Here is a 16,481-nt window from a genome sequence, read left to right as displayed (position 1 = left end):
TTCACCGGCGGCCTCTGGGCGGCTGTCCTGACCACCTGGGTGGCCTACCGGATCCGGCGCCGCCGCGAGGCGCGAAGGGCGTCCAGGGAGAAGGACGGGGCCCCGGCGAGCAGCAGCGGCAGCCAGGCCATGAGATAGGCCAGGTCGTTGCCGAAGTAGTACGGCTCGATCTGCCAGCTGACGGTCAGCCACAGGCTCAGCGAGATCAGCGCACCGCCGAGCGCGGCGATCCTGCTCCACAGGCCGAGGAGCGTGCCGATCCCGACGGCGATCTCGCCGATCGCGATGGCGTGTCCGAAGCCGGACGGGCTCTTGAGCGCGAGGTCGACGAGAGCCGGGATCGCGGAGGAGTCCCGGACCGCGTTCATCGTCTCGCCGATGGAACCGGCGCCGGTGGTGCGGAAGAAGGCGCTGTCGGTCAGCTTGTCGAGCCCGGCGTAGACGAAGGTGATCCCGAGGAAGATCCGCAGCGGCAGCAGGGCGTGCTCCCGCGCCAGTTCCCCGAGGGTCCTGGCCTCGCCCAGACCTCGCCCGTTCGTGCCGTACCCCTGCATGGTTGTCCCGCCTTCCGTAGCCCCGCCGGCAGACTGCCGGGCTCCGCCCACAGGGCCATTCGACCCTCGCCGGACCGTTCGACCCGTCACCAGACCTTACGGCCTGGTGCGCGATGGGGAGCGGATCAGCGAGCGGCGTCATGCGGCTTCGAATCCAAGGCGGAGGAGGGAATCGACGCGGAGCGTCGTTGACCGACGACAACGCCGGAGGCGGAGTCGCATGACGCCGGGAGCCCGCTCACTATCGTGCACCAGGCCGTTACGTATGCGGGAAGGATGCTGCTCACCGGATGCCCGCGGAAGGTGTCGGACGGTCAGATCCCGTCCCCCGGAAGGACTCAGTCGGTCACGTCGATCTCGACCCGGTTCGACTCCGTCCCCGCCGCCGTGACGACCTGCACCTCGACCGCCCCGGGCTCCACCTCCACCGGCACCGGCACGGTCAGCACGGTGTCGGTCGGGTTGGCGAAGCCGCCCGGGACCGGGATCAGCGGAACATGGACGTGGACCGTGCCGATCCGGACGACCATCCGGGCCAGCCGGTCGGGGGCCCCGGCCCCGGGCGGGACGAAACCCGCGCCGCGGATCTCGATGTCGTCGCCGGTACGGATCGGGGCGTCCAGATCGCCTGCCTCCCGGGCCCTGACCACCGACAGCACCACCGGCCGGCCGGACTCGGTGTACTTCCCGGCGAAGTAGGCCGCCGCGGAGACGGCCACCAGCAGGGCCAGCCCCCAGGGCAGATCGGGCAGCTGCTCGGGCCGCCGGGCCAGCCGGACCGCGGCGAAGAGCACGGCGACGGTGCTCACCAGCACGTACTGCACATCGGTGAAGCCGCCCCGCCCGGAGTCGTCGGTCAGCAGATCGGCGGCGCGCGGGCGGTCGGCCCGCAGCTTCTGGATCCGCCCGGACAGCACCCGTACGCTCACCACCCGCCGTACCACCACGGCGATGGCGCACACCAGCGCCAGGACGGTCACCACTCCGGCGCCGCGCGCCAGGTCCAGGCCCTCGATCAGCGCGTCGCGCTGTGCGTGGCCGGAGGCACCCGCCAGCTGGAGTGCGAGGACGAGCACGGAGAAGACCGCGAGGAGCACCCAGGACGCGGCGACCGCGCGGGAGGTGGACAGCCGGTTGTCCTCGCCGATCAGCGGGGCGAGGAGGCCGCCGCGCGCCCGGTGGACGTGGGCGGCCGTGGTCAGCAGCCCCGCGGTGACGAGTCCGGCGACCAGGCCCGCGGTACGGGCGTGGGTCCAGCCCGCCCCGATCGCGGTGGCGGCCTCCGCGATGGCCAGTACGGCGACGGCGCCCCACACGATGACCAGGGTGCGCTGCCACACCCGGTAGAGCCAGGCGTCGCCCGCTTCCCTGCCCCGGTCGGCGACGGTGCGCGCGGACTGGGTCAGCTCGTCCGAGACCCACTGCCGGGTCGCGGAGGCGGACCGGGCGACCCCGGCGGGCAGGCCCTGACCTGCGGCGAGTTCGTCCCGCTTGGCCAGGAAGGCGGCCACCGCGCGCCGGTGTCCCTCGCGCGCTCCGTGCGGGCAGTCGCCGCACGTACAGCCACCGCCGTGCGTGCCTTGTCGTGCCTCGTCCAACGCCACGGAGAACGCCGCCCTTTCCCGCCCCGGTACAGCTGCGACCCGATGCAACTCAGCTGTGATTGCTGCGAATTGTGCCGTACCGGAGGGGCTTCTCCCGCATCGGGGCGGATCGGGCGGGCGGGATCGTCAGAACGTTCGAGCGATGCGCCGCCACTGCGGCTGGTAGTTGATCCAGGCGACCAGGTCGCTGCCGAGCTGTTCCCGGGTGGTGACCGCGTCCCGGTGCTCGATCAGCACCGGCTTCCCGGCCGCCCGCGCGGCCAGCTGCACCTGGCAGGACCGCTCCATCGTGAGGAACCACCAGGCCGCCGCGTCCACCGAGTCGCCCACGGTCAGCAGCCCGTGGTTGCGCAGGATGACCGCCTTGCGGGCGCCGAGCGCGGCCGCGACCCGGCGCCCCTCGTCCTCGTCCACGACGACCCCCGTGTACGCGTCGTAGAGGGCGTGGTCCTCGTAGAAGGCGCAGGACTCCTGGGTGATCGGCTCGATGAGCTCCCCCAGCGAGGCCAGCGCCCGGCCGTGCACGGAGTGGGTGTGCGCGACGGCGACGACGTCCGGGCGGGCCCGGTGCACCTGGGCGTGGACGGCGAACGCCGCCTGGTTGACGTGGTGGTGTCCCTCGACGACCTGGCCCTCCCCGTTGACCAGGATCAGCTCGTCCGGCCGCAGCCCCTCGAAGGGGGCGCCGAAGGGGTTGGCCCAGTAGCAGTCGGGGAATTCCGGGTCGCGCGCCGTGATGTGCCCGGAGACGCCGTCCTCGTACCCGTACTCCCCGAACAGCCGCAGCGCCCCGGCCAGGCGTTCCTTGCGGTACGCGCGCTCGTCGTCGGCGGAGGCGTGCACGGGCGGCATCGCGAAGCGCAGTTGCTCCACGGGTATGGGTGTGGGCTCGGGCATGACGGCTCCTCGGGGCTCCCGGGCGTACGGGATCGGGCGTGCGGGATCAGGCGTACGGGCCGGAAGTTACCGTCGGTTGCCACAGGTGACCAGAGGCAGGGGGCATCGATTCGGGGCGGGGGAACGGCGATGCCGCCGACCGTGGGAACGGGCGGCGGCATCGGTACCGGCACGGGCCGGGCGCGGTCGGGCGGGGAAGCCACCGGTACCCGGGGGACGCCGCTCCCGGGTACCGGTCGCTCCTACTCCCACTCGATGGTGCCCGGCGGCTTGCTCGTCACGTCGAGGACCACGCGGTTGACGTCCGCGACCTCGTTGGTGATGCGGGTGGAGATCTTGGCGAGGGTCTCGTACGGCAGCCGGGACCAGTCCGCCGTCATGGCGTCCTCGGAGGAGACCGGGCGCAGCACGATCGGGTGGCCGTAGGTGCGGCCGTCACCCTGGACACCGACGCTGCGGACGTCCGCGAGCAGGACCACCGGGCACTGCCAGATGTCACGGTCCAGGCCGGCCGCGGTCAGCTCCTCGCGGGCGATGGCGTCGGCCTCGCGCAGCAGGTCGAGCCGCTCCCTGGTGACCTCGCCGACGATGCGGATACCGAGGCCGGGGCCGGGGAAGGGCTGGCGCTGGACGATCTCCTCGGGCAGGCCGAGCTCCTGGCCGACCATCCGGACCTCGTCCTTGAACAGCTGGCGCAGCGGCTCGACGAGCTGGAACTCGATGTCGTCGGGGAGCCCGCCCACGTTGTGGTGGGACTTGATGTTGGCGGTGCCGGTGCCGCCGCCGGACTCGACGACGTCCGGGTAGAGCGTGCCCTGGACCAGGAAGGCGACGTCCTCGCCGGCCGCGCCCGCCTCGGCGACGAGATCGGCCTGCGCCTGCTCGAAGACGCGGATGAACTCGCGGCCGATGATCTTCCGCTTCTGCTCCGGGTCGGATACCCCGGCCAGCGCGTTCAGGAAGCGCTCCTCGGCGTCGACCACCTTCAGCTGGACGCCGGTGGCGGCCACGAAGTCCTTCTCGACCTGCTCCGTCTCGCCCTTGCGCATCAGCCCGTGGTCGACGTAGACGCAGGTCAGCTGGGAGCCGATGGCCTTCTGCACGAGGGCCGCGGCGACCGCCGAGTCCACCCCGCCGGAGAGTCCGCAGATGGCGCGCTTGGTGCCGACCTGCTCGCGGATCAGGGCGATCTGCTCCTCGACGACGTTGGTGGTCGTCCAGTTCGGCTCGATGCCGGCGCCGCGGTACAGGAAGTGCTCCAGCACCTGCTGGCCGTGCGTGGAGTGCAGGACCTCCGGGTGGTACTGGACGCCGTAGAGCTTCTTCTCGTCGTTCTCGAAGGCGGCGACCGGCACGACGTCGGTGGACGCGGTGACGGTGAAGCCCTCGGGGGCGGCGGAGCAGGCGTCGCCGTGCGACATCCACACCGACTGCTCGGCCGGGGTGCCCTCGAAGAGGGTCGAGCCGGTCTTGGAGACGGCGAGCGCGGTACGGCCGTACTCACGGGCACCGTTGTCGTCGACGGTGCCGCCGAGCGTGGTGGCCATCAGCTGGAAGCCGTAGCACATGCCGAAGACGGGGACCCCGGCCTCGAAAAGCGCGCGGTCGAGGGAAGGCGCGCCGTCGGCGTACACCGAGGAGGGGCCGCCGGACAGGATGATCGCCCGGGGGTTCTTGGCCAGCATCTCGGCCACCGGCATCGTGGAGGGCACGATCTCGCTGTAGACCCGGGCCTCACGGACGCGGCGGGCGATGAGCTGGGCGTACTGCGCGCCGAAGTCGACAACGAGGACCACGTCGGTGGCGGTGTCGGGGGCGGCGGGGGGTGCTGCTGGCACGGGGCGGCCTTCCGGCGGTGGGGAGGGGGTCGGTCCTCCCAATTCTACCGGCGGCCGGGGGCGGCCCTCGTCGCGCCGGACAGGGGGTGAGGGCGCGGAGGCCCCAGGTGCGGGGGTACGGGGCGCAGGGGCCCGGGCGTACGGCCGTCTCAGCATCCGGGCCGTGCGTTGGCTCCCGCCCGCCGCCCGGTCCATACTGTCCCCATGCGTCAGCACACGACCTTCGTCTTTACCTATGGCAACCGGCCCGCCGGCTGCCATGGTCGTGCTGCTTGAGCAACTGACAAGCAACGTTCCAGGCGCCCCGGGCCGACAGGCCCGGGGCGTTCTGGCGTTCCGGGCCGGCCGGCCCCCGGGGAGCCGCACCCCACCGGGAGACCCAGCATGAGCAGCACCGCGACCGACCGGCCCGCCGCCGCCCGCACCGCCACCGCCCGCACCGCCACCGAGCAGACCGGCGCGCACACCGAGGAGGCCGCGTCCCTGATCGGCGACGCCCGGTCGCGCATCGACGCCCTGGACGACCGGATCATCGGTCTCGTCCAGGAACGGATGGCCGTCTCCTCGGTCATCCAGGAGGCCCGGATCACCTCCGGGGGCCGCCGGGTGAACCTCTCCCGGGAGATGGAGATCCTCGGCCAGTACCGGGACGCGCTCGGCAGGCCCGGCACCTCCCTCGCGATGACCCTGCTGGAGCTGTGCCGCGGCCGCGTGTGACGCGGTGCGGGCGGGACGGCCCCCACGGCCCGGCTGACGGGGCGTATCCCAGTTCGGGCGCACTCTCACCCGTACGGCGCGTGACCGGGCCCGGCACGGCTTCGTTGATCCTGGTGTCCGTGCCAACCAGGGGCGGCTGTGGAAAGAAACCACGCGTGGCTCCGCCGGGGCGTGTGGCGTACTGCACGTACGCCGTGGGACCGCGCACCGGCGTGCGTGACCGGTCGGCAGGGGACAGCAGCCCGGTCACCCGAAAACGGCCGCCTCCGGGGACGCCCGGGGCGGCCGTACTCAAGGGCCCGTGGACCGGAAACCCGCTCGGGTTCCGACGGTCCACGGGCCCTTGTGTTGCGCCGGGCCCCGCTACCGCTGCCGGACGGCGCGCCGCCGGGTCGTCACGTACAGCACACCGCCCGCCAGCAGCGCGGCCGCCGCCGCGGTGGCGGCCGGCAGCGCGGTGGAGCCGGTGGCCGCAAGACCGCCCCCCGTGCCGCCCGTCCCGGAAGCCGAACCGGTCGAGCCCGTGGAGCCCGTCGCGCCCGCGCCACCCGAAGTGGCACCGCCGTCGCCGGTGGAGCCGCCCGCCGAGCCGCCCGCCGTGCCGCCCGTGGTGGTCGAGCCGTCGGTGGAACCCGATGCGGTGGCTCCCGCGCCTCCGGTCGCGGAGTCCCCCGGGTCGTCGGCGTTCAGGACGAAGGACGCGGTGTTGTTCTTCCGCTTCGGGTCGAACGGCAGCAGCGGGTCATTCAGCCGCGCGCTACGGACGACGACCGCGCCGGAGGCCCCCACGACGACCTTGGCGATCTTCATGTCGAAGTGCAGCGCCAGGTACTGGTCCTCCCCGAAGGCCGTCGCCGCCTCGCACAGGTAGCGCGGTGCGCCGGACTGCTCCTTGCGGTACCGCCCGTCGGCCGTCACGCCCCGGCAGTTGTCGGGCCACTCGACGACCGAGGCGCCCTCGGGGACGGTGAAGTCGAGGGTGGCTACGGACTCGCCCGAGCGCAGGTGGGCGATCCAGGCCGGTCCCTCGTTGTGGAAGCCGATATTGGCCTCGGCCCTGCCGCCCCGCACGCCCCGCGCCGTATCGCCGTCGGCCACGAAGTCGGCGGTGTTCGCGGTGCTGAAGTCGGCCTCCTGCTGGTTGTCGCGCGGGTTGAGATCCGCGGACCGGGCGGTGGGGAGCTCCTTGAGGCTCAGCACGTTCCCCTTGGCGCCCGGGGCGAACCGCGCCCCGGCCCGCTGGGCGTCGAACGCCCCGGAGCCGCCCTCGTCGACCCGGTAGACGAAGCTGTCGCGGTAGGCGCGCCCGGTGGCCCGGAGCGTCAGCGGTTCGGCGAGCTCGTAGGTGGCGCCCGCCTCGAAACTGCCCTTGACCGAACAGAGCGCGGTGGTCCAGACGGGGACGCCCCGGGTGGCGTCGCCCCCCTTGTACTCGCAGTTCTGGTACCGCTCGGTGAACTCGATGCCGTGCGTGTACATGAGGGTGAGCAGTATCCCGTCGGCGGCGCGGGTGCCGTTGTTGGAGAAGACGAGCGGGACCGGCTGGGTCTCGCCCGGCTTGAGTTCCGTCTTCAGCGGGGACTGCTTCATGACCAGGTCGGGGCCGCCGACACCGATCCGGGTGGAGAACGGTTCGAAGGTCTCGCCGTCCGCCGCACCGGTGATCCGGATGGTGCCCCAGTCCCCGTCCTCGCTGCCCTGGGCGGCGGTGACGCGGAGTTCGGGCAGCGGGTTCGTGCCGGGTGAGAGGCCCTCGCCGTGGCAGACGCCGGTGGTGCCGGTGATCGCGCAGTCGGCTGCGCCCTGCTTGCCGAAGACCGCGTCGGCGACGCCCGCGATCCCGCTGAGGTCGAAGGTCACGGTGTACTCGCCCTCGAAGCCCACGTCCGGGTACGGGTTGTCGATGGTGATCGCGACGGAGGTCCGCTGCGGCGCTCCGCTCGCCGGGTACGGGTGCAGGGCGGTCTCGGCGGGGCCGCCGAAGTGCAGTACGGCAGTACCGGCCGCGTGGGCCGTGGCGGCAGGGGCGAGCGATCCGGCGGCCAGCAGGCCGACTGCGGCGAGGCTGCCCGCGGCGCGGCGCAGAGCGGCTCTCGGGGTCGTGTTTCTCATCGCGTGGACCTTCTGGGGTCGGTTGAAACCGTGCGGCTGCTCCGGCAGCGATACGAGTTCGACCCCGGGACCGTACGAACAGTTGCGCGGGTACAGGTCACGGATTGAGCACAGGGGAAACGTGATCGGCATCACACAAGGATGTGGTGAAGCCCGGGACAACCATCGGGATGTCTTGCAGGTCATGTATGCGGAACCACCGGTCGCATCCGTAACTCGGCTTCACCGGTAGAGCGTGAGGGGCTGCACTCGGAGGGGGGTGCAGCCCCTTCTGCTGTCCTTTTCGCAGGTGACCGCCGGTGGCCCGGACGAGGTCAGGCCTGCTCGTCCTTCTTCGGCGGCACCGCGGGCATCCCCAGGAACGGCAGCCTCAGCGCGCCGAACGCCTCCCGCGGAACGGCCGGTGCCTGCGGCTCGACCGCCGCCAGCCGCTCGTACGCCCCGCCCGGCGCTGGGCGGGGATCCGACTCGCCCTTGTTCGGCCAGAACGACATGGCCCGCTCGGCCTGCGCGGTGATCGTCAGCGACGGGTTGACGCCGAGGTTGGCGGAGACCGCCGAACCGTCGACCACCGAGATGCCCGGGTGCCCGTACAGCCGGTGGTACGCGTCGATGACCCCCTCCTGCGCGCTCGCCCCGATCGGGCAGCCGCCGAGGAAGTGCGCGGTGAGCGGGGTGCCCATCAGCTCGCCGATGTTGGAGCCCGCGAAACCGTTGATCTCCTCGGCGAGCAGCGTCGCGCTCCGGGTCGCCTCGGCTATCTGGGTCGGGTTGGGCGCGCCGTGGCCCTGCCGGGCGGTGAGCAGGCCCTTCCCGATGCCGCTGGGCTTGCGGTACGCGGTCAGGGAGTTGTCCAGCGACTGCATGACGAGCCCGATGATGGTCCGTTCCGACCAGCGGCGGTTGGAGAGCGAGCGTACGGCGAGCGCCGGGTGCCTGGCCATGTTGCCGAGCCAGCCCAGCACCCGGCGGGTGCTGTACGGGACCTGGAGGATGGTCATCGCACCCATCGCGTTGGAGCCCTTGCCGTAGCGGACCGGCTCGATGTGGGTGTTCTCGTCGGGGTGGATCGACGAGGTGATGGCGACACCCCGGGTGAAGTCGGCCTTCGCGGTGCCGTGCTTCCTGCGGTAGCGCCGGTCGGAGGTCTGCGCTCCCACGAGCCCTTCGGAGTTGGTCCGGGTCAGTTCGCCCAGCCGGGACGAGATCCGGGGCAGCAGCCCCCGGTCCTTCATCGTGTGCAGCAGCGTCTGGGTGCCGTACGTGCCCGCCGCCACGACCACCTCGCGGGCGCGCAGCCGCGTCGGCCCGCCCTTCCTCCGGCGGCCGGTCGGGACGGTGGTGACGTGGTAGCCGCCCTCCGGGTCGTCCGTGACCGCGACGACGGAGGTCATCGGGTGGATGACCGCTCCGGCCTTCTCGGCGAGGTGGAGGTAGTTCTCGTTGAGGGTGTTCTTCGCGCCGTGCCGGCAGCCCGTCATGCATTCGCCGCACTCCGTGCAGGCCTTGCGGGCGGGGCCCGCGCCGCCGAAGTACGGGTCGGCGACCGTGCCTCCGGGCTTCGCCCGCGCCGTTCCGTCGGCGTCCGAGCCGTCGCCGAAGAAGACGCCGACCGGGGCGAGATGGAAGGTGTCGCCGACGCCCATGGCCTCGGCGGCCGCCTTCAGATGGACGTCCGAGGGGGTCGTCGTCGGGTTGAGCCGGACCCCGAGCATCCGCTTGGCCTGGTCGTAGTACGGCTTCAGCTCGTCCTGCCAGTCGGTGATGTGCGCCCACTGCCGGTCCTCGAAGAACGGCGCAGGGGGCACGTACAGCGTGTTGGCGTAGTTCAGCGAGCCGCCGCCGACCCCCGCACCGGCCAGCACCATCACGTTCCCGAGCAGATGCACCCGCTGGATGCCGAAGAGGCCGAGGGCGGGGGCCCAGAGGTAGTTCTTCAGGTCCCAGGAGTTCTTGGGCAGGGTGCCGGGAGTGAAGCGCCGGCCCGCCTCCAGGACGCCGACCCGGTACCCCTTCTCGGTCAGCCGCAGGGCCGACACCGCGCCGCCGAAGCCCGAACCGACGACCAGTACGTCATAGTCGTACGCGTCGTCGTCATCGGCCGCACCGGCCGGTCCGGCCTGGTTCTGGGCAGGGCTGTCCTGGGACATGGCTCTCCTCGGTACGAAAAGGACAGAGATGCTGCGGTGGCACGGGGGTCAGCGCAGGCGGAACGCCTTCATCGCCCTCAGGCTGCGGCTCATGAACGCCGCGTACTTCTCGTCGTCCATCCCGAAGGACGGGGCCAGCGGGATGAGCCGCTGCTGGGCGACGGTCTGGGCCTCGGTGTACTTGAGGATGCCCTCGGAGCCGTGCCGGCGGCCGAGACCGGAGTCCTTCATGCCGCCCATCGGGGACTGCACGCTGCCGTACGCGGGTGCGTAGCCCTCGTTGATGTTGACCGTGCCGGTCCGCAGCCGGGCGGCGACCCGGTGGCCGCGCCTGCCGTCCTTGGTCCAGACACTTGAGTTGAGGCCGTACGGGGTGGCGTTGGCGAGGCCGATGACCTCGTCCTCGTCGCTGAAGCGGTAGACGGAGACGACCGGTCCGAAGGTCTCCTCGACGCAGACGGCCATCGGCGCCTCGACGCCGTCGAGGATGGTCGGCTCGTAGAAGAGCGGGCCGACGTCGGGGCGGGCGACCCCGCCCGCGACGAGCTTGGCGCCCTTCTCGACGGCCTCCGCGACATGCCGGCTGACGGTCTCCAGCTGGCGCTCGCCCACCAGCGAGCCCATGTCGGCCCCGTAGGCGAGGGAGTTGCCGAGCCGCATGGCCTTCGTACGGGCGGCGAACCGCTCCACGAAGGCGTCGGCGACCGACTCGTGGACGTACAGCCGCTCGATGGAGATGCAGAGCTGACCGGCGGAGGAGAAGCAGGCGCGGACGGCGCCCTCGGCGGCCTTCTCCACGTCGGCGTCCTTCAGGACCAGCATGGCGTTCTTGCCGCCGAGCTCCAGCGAGACCCCGACGAGCCGGGCCGCGGCACCCTGGGCGACCTCGCGGCCGGTACGGGTGGAACCGGTGAACGAGACGTAGTCGGCGTGCTTGACGACCTCGGGGCCGACGACGGGTCCGTCACCGAGCACGACCTGGAACACCTCGGCGGGCAGTCCCGCCTCGATCAGCAGGTCACGGGCCCACAGCGCGGTCAGCGCGGTCTCCGTGTCGGGCTTCATCACCACCGCGTTGCCGGAGACGAACGCGGGCAGGGCGTCGCCGACCGACAGCTCGAACGGGTAGTTCCACGGCGCGATCTGGCCGATGACGCCGCGCGGCTGGCGCAGCTCGGTGACCTTGGTGAGGGCCGGTACGACACCGGTGTGCCGCTTCGGCCTCAGATACGAACCGGCCCTGCGGCCGTAGTGCCGGGCAGCGACGGCGACCGCCTGCACCTCCTCGTGGGCGTGCAGACGGGCCTTGCCGGTCTCCAGCTGGATGAGGTCGAGGACCTCGGACTGGCGGCCGAGCACGAGGTCGTGGAAGCGCAGCAGCACGGCGGCCCTGGCCCGGACGGGCGTCGCGGCCCAGGCCGGCTGGGCGGCCCGGGCCCGCTCGAAGGCGGCCGCCACGTCCTCGGGGGTGGACTCGGGCAGGTCGGCCAGCTTCTCCCCGGTGAAGGGGGTGTGGTTGGCCGTACGGCCGGAGCCGACGACGCCGCGGGTCAGCCGGGCGATCACCTCGGGGGTCACGACATCGGCGGCCGTACGCACACCCGCGGGCGCGGCGGCCACCGGGTTGGTGCCGGTACCGGCGGCGGATGTGGGCGTGGAGGCCTGCGAGTCCGTCATGAGGGCGAGAGTACGTCCAGCCGGATACTTTGGATACCCGTGGGTAACAGCTTTTCGCAGTCGCTGCCGCACCCCTGCGCGAGCACTCGTCGATCGAGCCAGTGGCTACTGGCTACGTAAGCCCTGATCAGGGGCTATCTCGCCGCGGGACGAGTGCCGTGAACACCGCGCCGGTGCGGCCGCCGGCGGTTCCCGACGTCAGTCGGTGTCCCCCGGGGCTCGCCAGCCGCGCAGCATGGTGTCGAACCGGTCCCGGGTGGTGTCCCAGTCCGCCGCCGGACCCGTCATGTACAGCGCGTACTCTGGACCGCTGTCGTCGGCGTAGTACATCTGGTCGACGGCGTGCCGCGGCCCGTCCTTCTCCGTCCAGGTGAACTCCAGGAGCGATCCGGGGTGGTCACGGTAGAAGTTTTCCTGCAGGGCCAGCCTCCGGTAGTCCGGCAGCCGCTTCTGGAGGCTCGACTCCATGTCCTTCATGTGCAGGTACGAGCTCTCGAAGTCGGGCTGGTGATCGATGCTGACGCGCAGGTAGTGGCTGCCGTTGTCCGGGCTGTAGTCGACGTTCGTGCCGTTCTTCCGACGCTTCCAGCCGTCCGGTACGAGGAGGCTGAACCCGTCCGGGTCGTCGACCCGCTGCCAGCCGGCCGGCACGCCCTTCACCGCCGGGTCGGTCTTGAGCGAGGAGTCCGGCGAGGATTCCGGTGAGGACTTCGGCGAGGACTTGTGGGGGGCCGGATCCTGCGACCGGGTGCCGGGGGTTTCGGGGCCGCCGCTCGCGGTGCCGCTGCCCGGACCGTCCCGGTACTCCATCGCGGCGATCCCCGCGCCGCCGCCGACGAGCGCCGCCAGGGCGACGACGAGGACCGCGGTGCGCCAACGGCCCCGGCTGCGCCGGGTCACCGGTGCGGACCCGGGAGCCGGGGCGGCTCCGGGGTAGGGCAGCTGGGTCGTGCCGCCGGAACCCAGCGCGTGCAGGACCTCCTCCGGGACCCGCTGCGTCGGGACGTACGCCTGGGCCGCGCGGGGCTGGCGCCCCTCCATGGCCTCCAGCAGCATCCGTTCCGTCTCCCCGGCCGACGGCCTGCCGTCCGGTTCCTTGCGGAGGAGCGCGGTGATGACGGGGCCGAGCGCCCCGGCCCGGGTCGGCGGCGGCGGTTCCTCGGCGACGACGGCCTGCATGGTGGATATCGGGGAGGTGCGGCGGAACGGCGAGCTGCCCTCGACCGCCGCGTACAGCGTGGCCCCCAGCGACCACAGGTCGGATGCGGGACCCGGGTCGCTGCCGCGTACCCGCTCGGGCGCCAGATAGTCGATGGAGCCGACCAGTTCACCGGTCCTGGTGATGGTCGAGTCGCCCTCTATCGCCGCTATCCCGAAGTCGGTGAGCAGTACCCGGCCGTCCCGGGCGAGCAGGACGTTGCCCGGCTTCACATCGCGGTGCAGCACCCCGGCACCGTGCGCGGCGCGCAGCGCGCCCAGCACATGGAGGCCGATCCGGGCGGCCTCGCGCGGCTCCACCTCGCCGGATTCCTTGATCGCGTCGGCGAGTGAGGGACCGTCGACGTACTGCATGACGATCCACGGCCGGTTGTCGTACTCGATGACGTCATGGACGGTGACCACGCCGGGGTGCGTGATGCGGGCGGCGGCGCGGGCCTCCTTCTGGGTGCGGGCGTGCAGCACCACCCGGTCCGCCTCGGCGACGTACAGCCCGGCGGTCAGCTCCTTGACGGCGACGGTGCGGTGCAACACCTCGTCATGTGCCCGCCAGACCTTGCCCATGCCGCCGCGCCCGAGGACTTCACCGAGCCGATATCGCCCGGCCAGTACCAGTCCCGCGTCCGTGCCCTGTGATCGATCCACGTCTCCCCGCCCCGTTTCCTTCGGATGACAGGTTACGGAGAGGACGCACGGCCACGGAACCTCGCACCGCCCACGAGATCGCACTGTGATGCTTGTCGCTTCCGGCGGTCGCTCTGCGGACCCGTCATGTGTCAGGGCGTCACACGGTAGGAGGCGATGGCCTGTTGGTAGATGTCCGACACCTTGTCGCGCTGGCTCTCCGGACCGATGACCTGAAGGATGTGGTAGCGGCCCTCGACGACCATCGCGAGGTTGCGTACGTACACTTCCCGCCCCGATCCGTCCTGCCAGGTGAACTGGCCTTCCGCCATGGCCTGTCGGCCGACGTCGATCCGGCGCAGTCCGCTCGCCGACGACCAGCTGGAGTCCCGGAACGGCTTCAACTCGGGTTCCTTGTCCCGCTGGTAGCCCAGCGGGTCGGCGCCGTTGGCCTTGACGGTGTCGCGGCCGGGGACGATCAGCAGGGTGAAGCCGTCGCTGCCGTAGTGGATCTGACGGTCGGTGTTGGCGGGGCTGCGCTGCCAGCCCTCGGGCACCCCGACCTCGAAGCCCTCGGCGTCCTTGCGCAGGACGTAGCCGGGCGCGAGTGCGACGGCGGAGCGGCTGGTCTGCGGCTTCTTCGCGCTGCCGGACCGGGACGGTGACGATCCGCCGGAGGGGGTGCCGGATCCGGCATCGGGCGCCTCGGACGCCGTACGGGACGGGCCGGCGCCCGCACCGGGCTGCGAACCGGACCTGGGCATGAACGCCACGGCGTACGTGATCGCCGCGACCAGGACCAGCAGTATCAGGACGAGCAGCAGCCGGCCGAGCCGTCGCGGCGCGCGCTGCCCGTCCTGCCGCGGGCGGGGCGGGGTGCGCAGCGCCTTGGGGCCCTTGGGCTCGCGCGGCGGCTTGACGGCTCTACGCTCGCGCGGTTCCTCGAGTACCGGCTCCGCAGCCTCCAGCCGCCCCTTGGCGTGGCGGTGGCGGCCGTGCGCCGGGCCGTTCCGGCGGCCGCGGCGCTTGCGGACGAGCTCGCCGCGGCGGCGCACGACGGGCAGCCGGGTGTCGTCGGCGGACGGCAGCGGCACGACGTCGAGACCGGCCTCGGGCTCGGGCGCCGCCCGTACGAGGGAGCGCAGCCAGCCGCGCAGCTCCTCGAAGTCCGGTCGCTCGGTGGGGTCCTGCCGCAGCAGCGACTCGACGACGGGCCGCAGCGCGCCGCACTCCTCGGCGAAGGCGGGCGGCTCGCCGCAGACCATCTGGACGAGCTCGGCGGCGTTCTCCTCCGGGTACGGGGCGTGGCCCTGGACGGCGCGGTAGAGCAGGGCGCCCAGTGCCCAGAGGTCGGTGGAGGGGCCGATGGGCGGTGCCAGCTGCCAGTTCTCGTGGACCGGTCCGGCCTGCTCGGGCGCCCAGCGCTCGGTGACGGCGCCGACGACGGCGATCCGGGCCTGCCGCGCGCGCTCGGCGGCGAGGGGCGTGGCGGGGCCCCGGTAGGCGGAGGTGTCGCGGTTCCCGGCGACGATCTCGTCCCAGCGGCCCGGGGCGGTCTCCCGGTCGTCCGCGGGGGGCTGCGGGCGGACGGCCGGGGTGGCGCCCTGTCGGCGGGAGTCGGCGCGCAGGGCGTCCTCGCTGGAGCCGCCGGCGGGGACCGGGCGCCCGTGGCCGGGGCCGTCGTCCCAGGAGCCGGTCAGATGCAGCCGCCGGGGCGGAGCCTGCCCGCCGCCGTCGCTGTCACCGTCCTCGTCGTCGTACGGGTCGTCGTCCTCGTCGTCGTAGTCGTAGGGGTGCTGTGCGTCGGGCGTGCTGCCCCAGCCGACGGGCGGCAGCAGGCCGCCGCCTTCGCGCTGGACCGGCAGGGTGCCGGTGTCCCGTGCCTCGTCCGTACCGGCCCGGCGCTCCTCCTCGCTGATGCGGGCGGCGGCGCGGGCCCCCGCCCGGTACGCGGCGATGGCGCCCGCACGGGTGGCACGCGCCTGCGCGGCGCTGCTTGGCTCGGGGGCGGGGAGGGCGGGCGGTGACGGGCGGCGGACGGATTCCAGCTCGCCGGGGCCGTACGGCTGCTCACCGTCGTCCGCGGACGACGCCGGCTCGATCGCGGCGGGGCCGCGGGAACCGGGCACCTCGGCGGGCGGCGACTGCGCGGGCGGCCGGAAGGGCGCGTGCGAGGTGGGCGGCTCGTGCGGACCGGCGGACCCGGACCCGGCCGCCGGCGGTGCGTACGGATCTTCCGGCCCCGGACCGGCCGCCGGCAGCGCGTACGGATCGCCGGAACCGGACTCGTGCCCGGCCGTCGGCGGCACGTACGGGCCGGTGGGGCCCGACTCCACCGCGGGGCGGCCGTACTCCCCGTCGTCCTCGGCGTCGTCCTGGCGCGGCACCGGCACGTAGCCGCAGAGGGCCTCTTCCGCCGCCCCGGCCGCCAGGCCGGTCAGCACGACGCGTCCGTCGTCGCAGACGAGCACCGTGCGAACGGTGATGTTGCGATGGGTCCAGCCGTGCGCGTGCAGGACGCGCAGCGCCGTCAGGACGTCGGAGCCGATCTCCGCGGCCCGGTACGGATTGAGCGGGCGCTCCGCGAGCAGGGCCGCCAGCGGGCGGGCCGCGACCAGTTCGCTCACGATCCAGAGCGATCCCGCCTCGGCGAACACGTCGAAGACCTGGTCGAGCCGCGGGTGGTCGGGAACCTGGGCCGCCGCCTGGGCGGCCTCGATGGCGCGCCGGACCGCCGGATCGGTGGAGCGCCGCACCGTGCGCCCGCTCGTGCGCCGGGCCGGTGTGGGCAGGCCGTCGGCGTCGAGCACCTCCGCGTCCACGACCTCCGGTAACGGCACCTGCCGGACCAGGACTTCCTGTCCGCTATAGGTGTCAAACGCCCGGGTCTCGACCAGTTCGTACGCGTCGGACGGGGGCAGCGGAAGGCGGTAGCGGTCGGCAAGTACCCGACCCGCGTAGTCGTCCACGCCGCCTCCCCAGAGCGCGCTGTCCCCCGGTCACCCGCACCGCACGAAACCCGTCAATTGCGCTCACTTGCCGTGCAATTGACTTGTGGTTTCGGCTGCGTACGGTCTTCGAGCTTTCACA

Annotated in this window: 10 protein-coding genes; 1 reads left to right on the top strand and 9 read right to left on the bottom strand. The window is 72.7% G+C overall.

Going from position 1 to position 16,481, the window contains the following annotated elements; all coding sequences use genetic code 11:
• Positions 1-44: 44 nt before the first annotated feature.
• From FHX80_RS18315 to guaA, 4 genes are all read right to left on the bottom strand, one after another.
• Positions 45-554: a DoxX family protein gene (locus FHX80_RS18315; RefSeq protein WP_145765152.1), complete on the bottom strand. Its 510-nt coding sequence runs from the start codon at positions 552-554 to the stop codon at positions 45-47.
• Between the two features lie 338 nt (positions 555-892).
• Positions 893-2,158, bottom strand: a complete 1,266-nt coding sequence (locus FHX80_RS18310; RefSeq protein ID WP_167523564.1) for a hypothetical protein — start codon at positions 2,156-2,158, stop codon at positions 893-895.
• Between the two features lie 126 nt (positions 2,159-2,284).
• Positions 2,285-3,055 (bottom strand): class II aldolase/adducin family protein, encoded by a 771-nt coding sequence (locus tag FHX80_RS18305; protein WP_145765150.1) that lies wholly within the window; start codon positions 3,053-3,055, stop codon positions 2,285-2,287.
• Positions 3,056-3,297: 242 nt separating this feature from the next.
• Positions 3,298-4,893: a glutamine-hydrolyzing GMP synthase gene (guaA, locus tag FHX80_RS18300; protein WP_145765149.1), complete on the bottom strand. Its 1,596-nt coding sequence runs from the start codon at positions 4,891-4,893 to the stop codon at positions 3,298-3,300.
• 384 nt (positions 4,894-5,277) lie between these two features.
• Here guaA and FHX80_RS18295 point away from each other — a divergent pair, with 384 nt between their 5' ends.
• The gene (locus tag FHX80_RS18295) at positions 5,278-5,610 is read left to right on the top strand and encodes a chorismate mutase (RefSeq protein ID WP_145765148.1); all 333 of its coding nucleotides are present in this window, start codon (positions 5,278-5,280) and stop codon (positions 5,608-5,610) included.
• A 363-nt stretch (positions 5,611-5,973) separates the two neighbouring features.
• On the opposite strand, the gene FHX80_RS18290 is transcribed toward FHX80_RS18295, so the two are convergent.
• The 5 genes from FHX80_RS18290 to FHX80_RS18270 form a co-directional block, all read right to left on the bottom strand.
• Entirely contained in the window at positions 5,974-7,722 is a 1,749-nt protein-coding gene (locus FHX80_RS18290) for a COG1361 family protein (RefSeq protein ID WP_145765147.1), read from the bottom strand.
• Between the two features lie 314 nt (positions 7,723-8,036).
• Positions 8,037-9,872 (bottom strand): GMC oxidoreductase, encoded by a 1,836-nt coding sequence (locus FHX80_RS18285; protein WP_145765146.1) that lies wholly within the window; start codon positions 9,870-9,872, stop codon positions 8,037-8,039.
• 48 nt (positions 9,873-9,920) lie between these two features.
• Complete coding sequence (locus FHX80_RS18280) at positions 9,921-11,549, bottom strand: succinic semialdehyde dehydrogenase (protein ID WP_145765145.1); 1,629 nt, start codon at positions 11,547-11,549, stop codon at positions 9,921-9,923.
• Positions 11,550-11,747: 198 nt separating this feature from the next.
• Positions 11,748-13,412 carry a serine/threonine-protein kinase gene (locus FHX80_RS18275; RefSeq protein ID WP_145765144.1) on the bottom strand — a complete coding sequence of 555 codons (1,665 nt, stop codon included), beginning with the start codon at positions 13,410-13,412 and terminating at the stop codon, positions 11,748-11,750.
• Between the two features lie 131 nt (positions 13,413-13,543).
• Complete coding sequence (locus tag FHX80_RS18270; protein ID WP_145765143.1) at positions 13,544-16,360, bottom strand: protein kinase; 2,817 nt, start codon at positions 16,358-16,360, stop codon at positions 13,544-13,546.
• Positions 16,361-16,481 lie beyond the last annotated feature (121 nt).

Source organism: Streptomyces brevispora, assembly GCF_007829885.1.
Classification (GTDB): domain Bacteria; phylum Actinomycetota; class Actinomycetes; order Streptomycetales; family Streptomycetaceae; genus Streptomyces; species Streptomyces brevispora.
The sequence above is the reverse complement of the archived record's forward strand: the minus strand, read 5'-3'. Positions and strand labels throughout refer to the sequence as shown.

What these genes read in the sequence shown, in the direction of transcription:
- FHX80_RS18315 (WP_145765152.1), bottom strand. Translation starts at nt 554, where the DNA reads ATGCAGGGGTACGGCACGAACGGGCGAGGTCTGGGCGAGGCCAGGACC.
- FHX80_RS18285 (WP_145765146.1), bottom strand. Translation starts at nt 9,872, where the DNA reads ATGTCCCAGGACAGCCCTGCCCAGAACCAGGCCGGACCGGCCGGTGCG.
- FHX80_RS18295 (WP_145765148.1), top strand. Translation starts at nt 5,278, where the DNA reads ATGAGCAGCACCGCGACCGACCGGCCCGCCGCCGCCCGCACCGCCACC.
- FHX80_RS18305 (WP_145765150.1), bottom strand. Translation starts at nt 3,055, where the DNA reads ATGCCCGAGCCCACACCCATACCCGTGGAGCAACTGCGCTTCGCGATG.
- FHX80_RS18290 (WP_145765147.1), bottom strand. Translation starts at nt 7,722, where the DNA reads ATGAGAAACACGACCCCGAGAGCCGCTCTGCGCCGCGCCGCGGGCAGC.
- FHX80_RS18280 (WP_145765145.1), bottom strand. Translation starts at nt 11,549, where the DNA reads ATGACGGACTCGCAGGCCTCCACGCCCACATCCGCCGCCGGTACCGGC.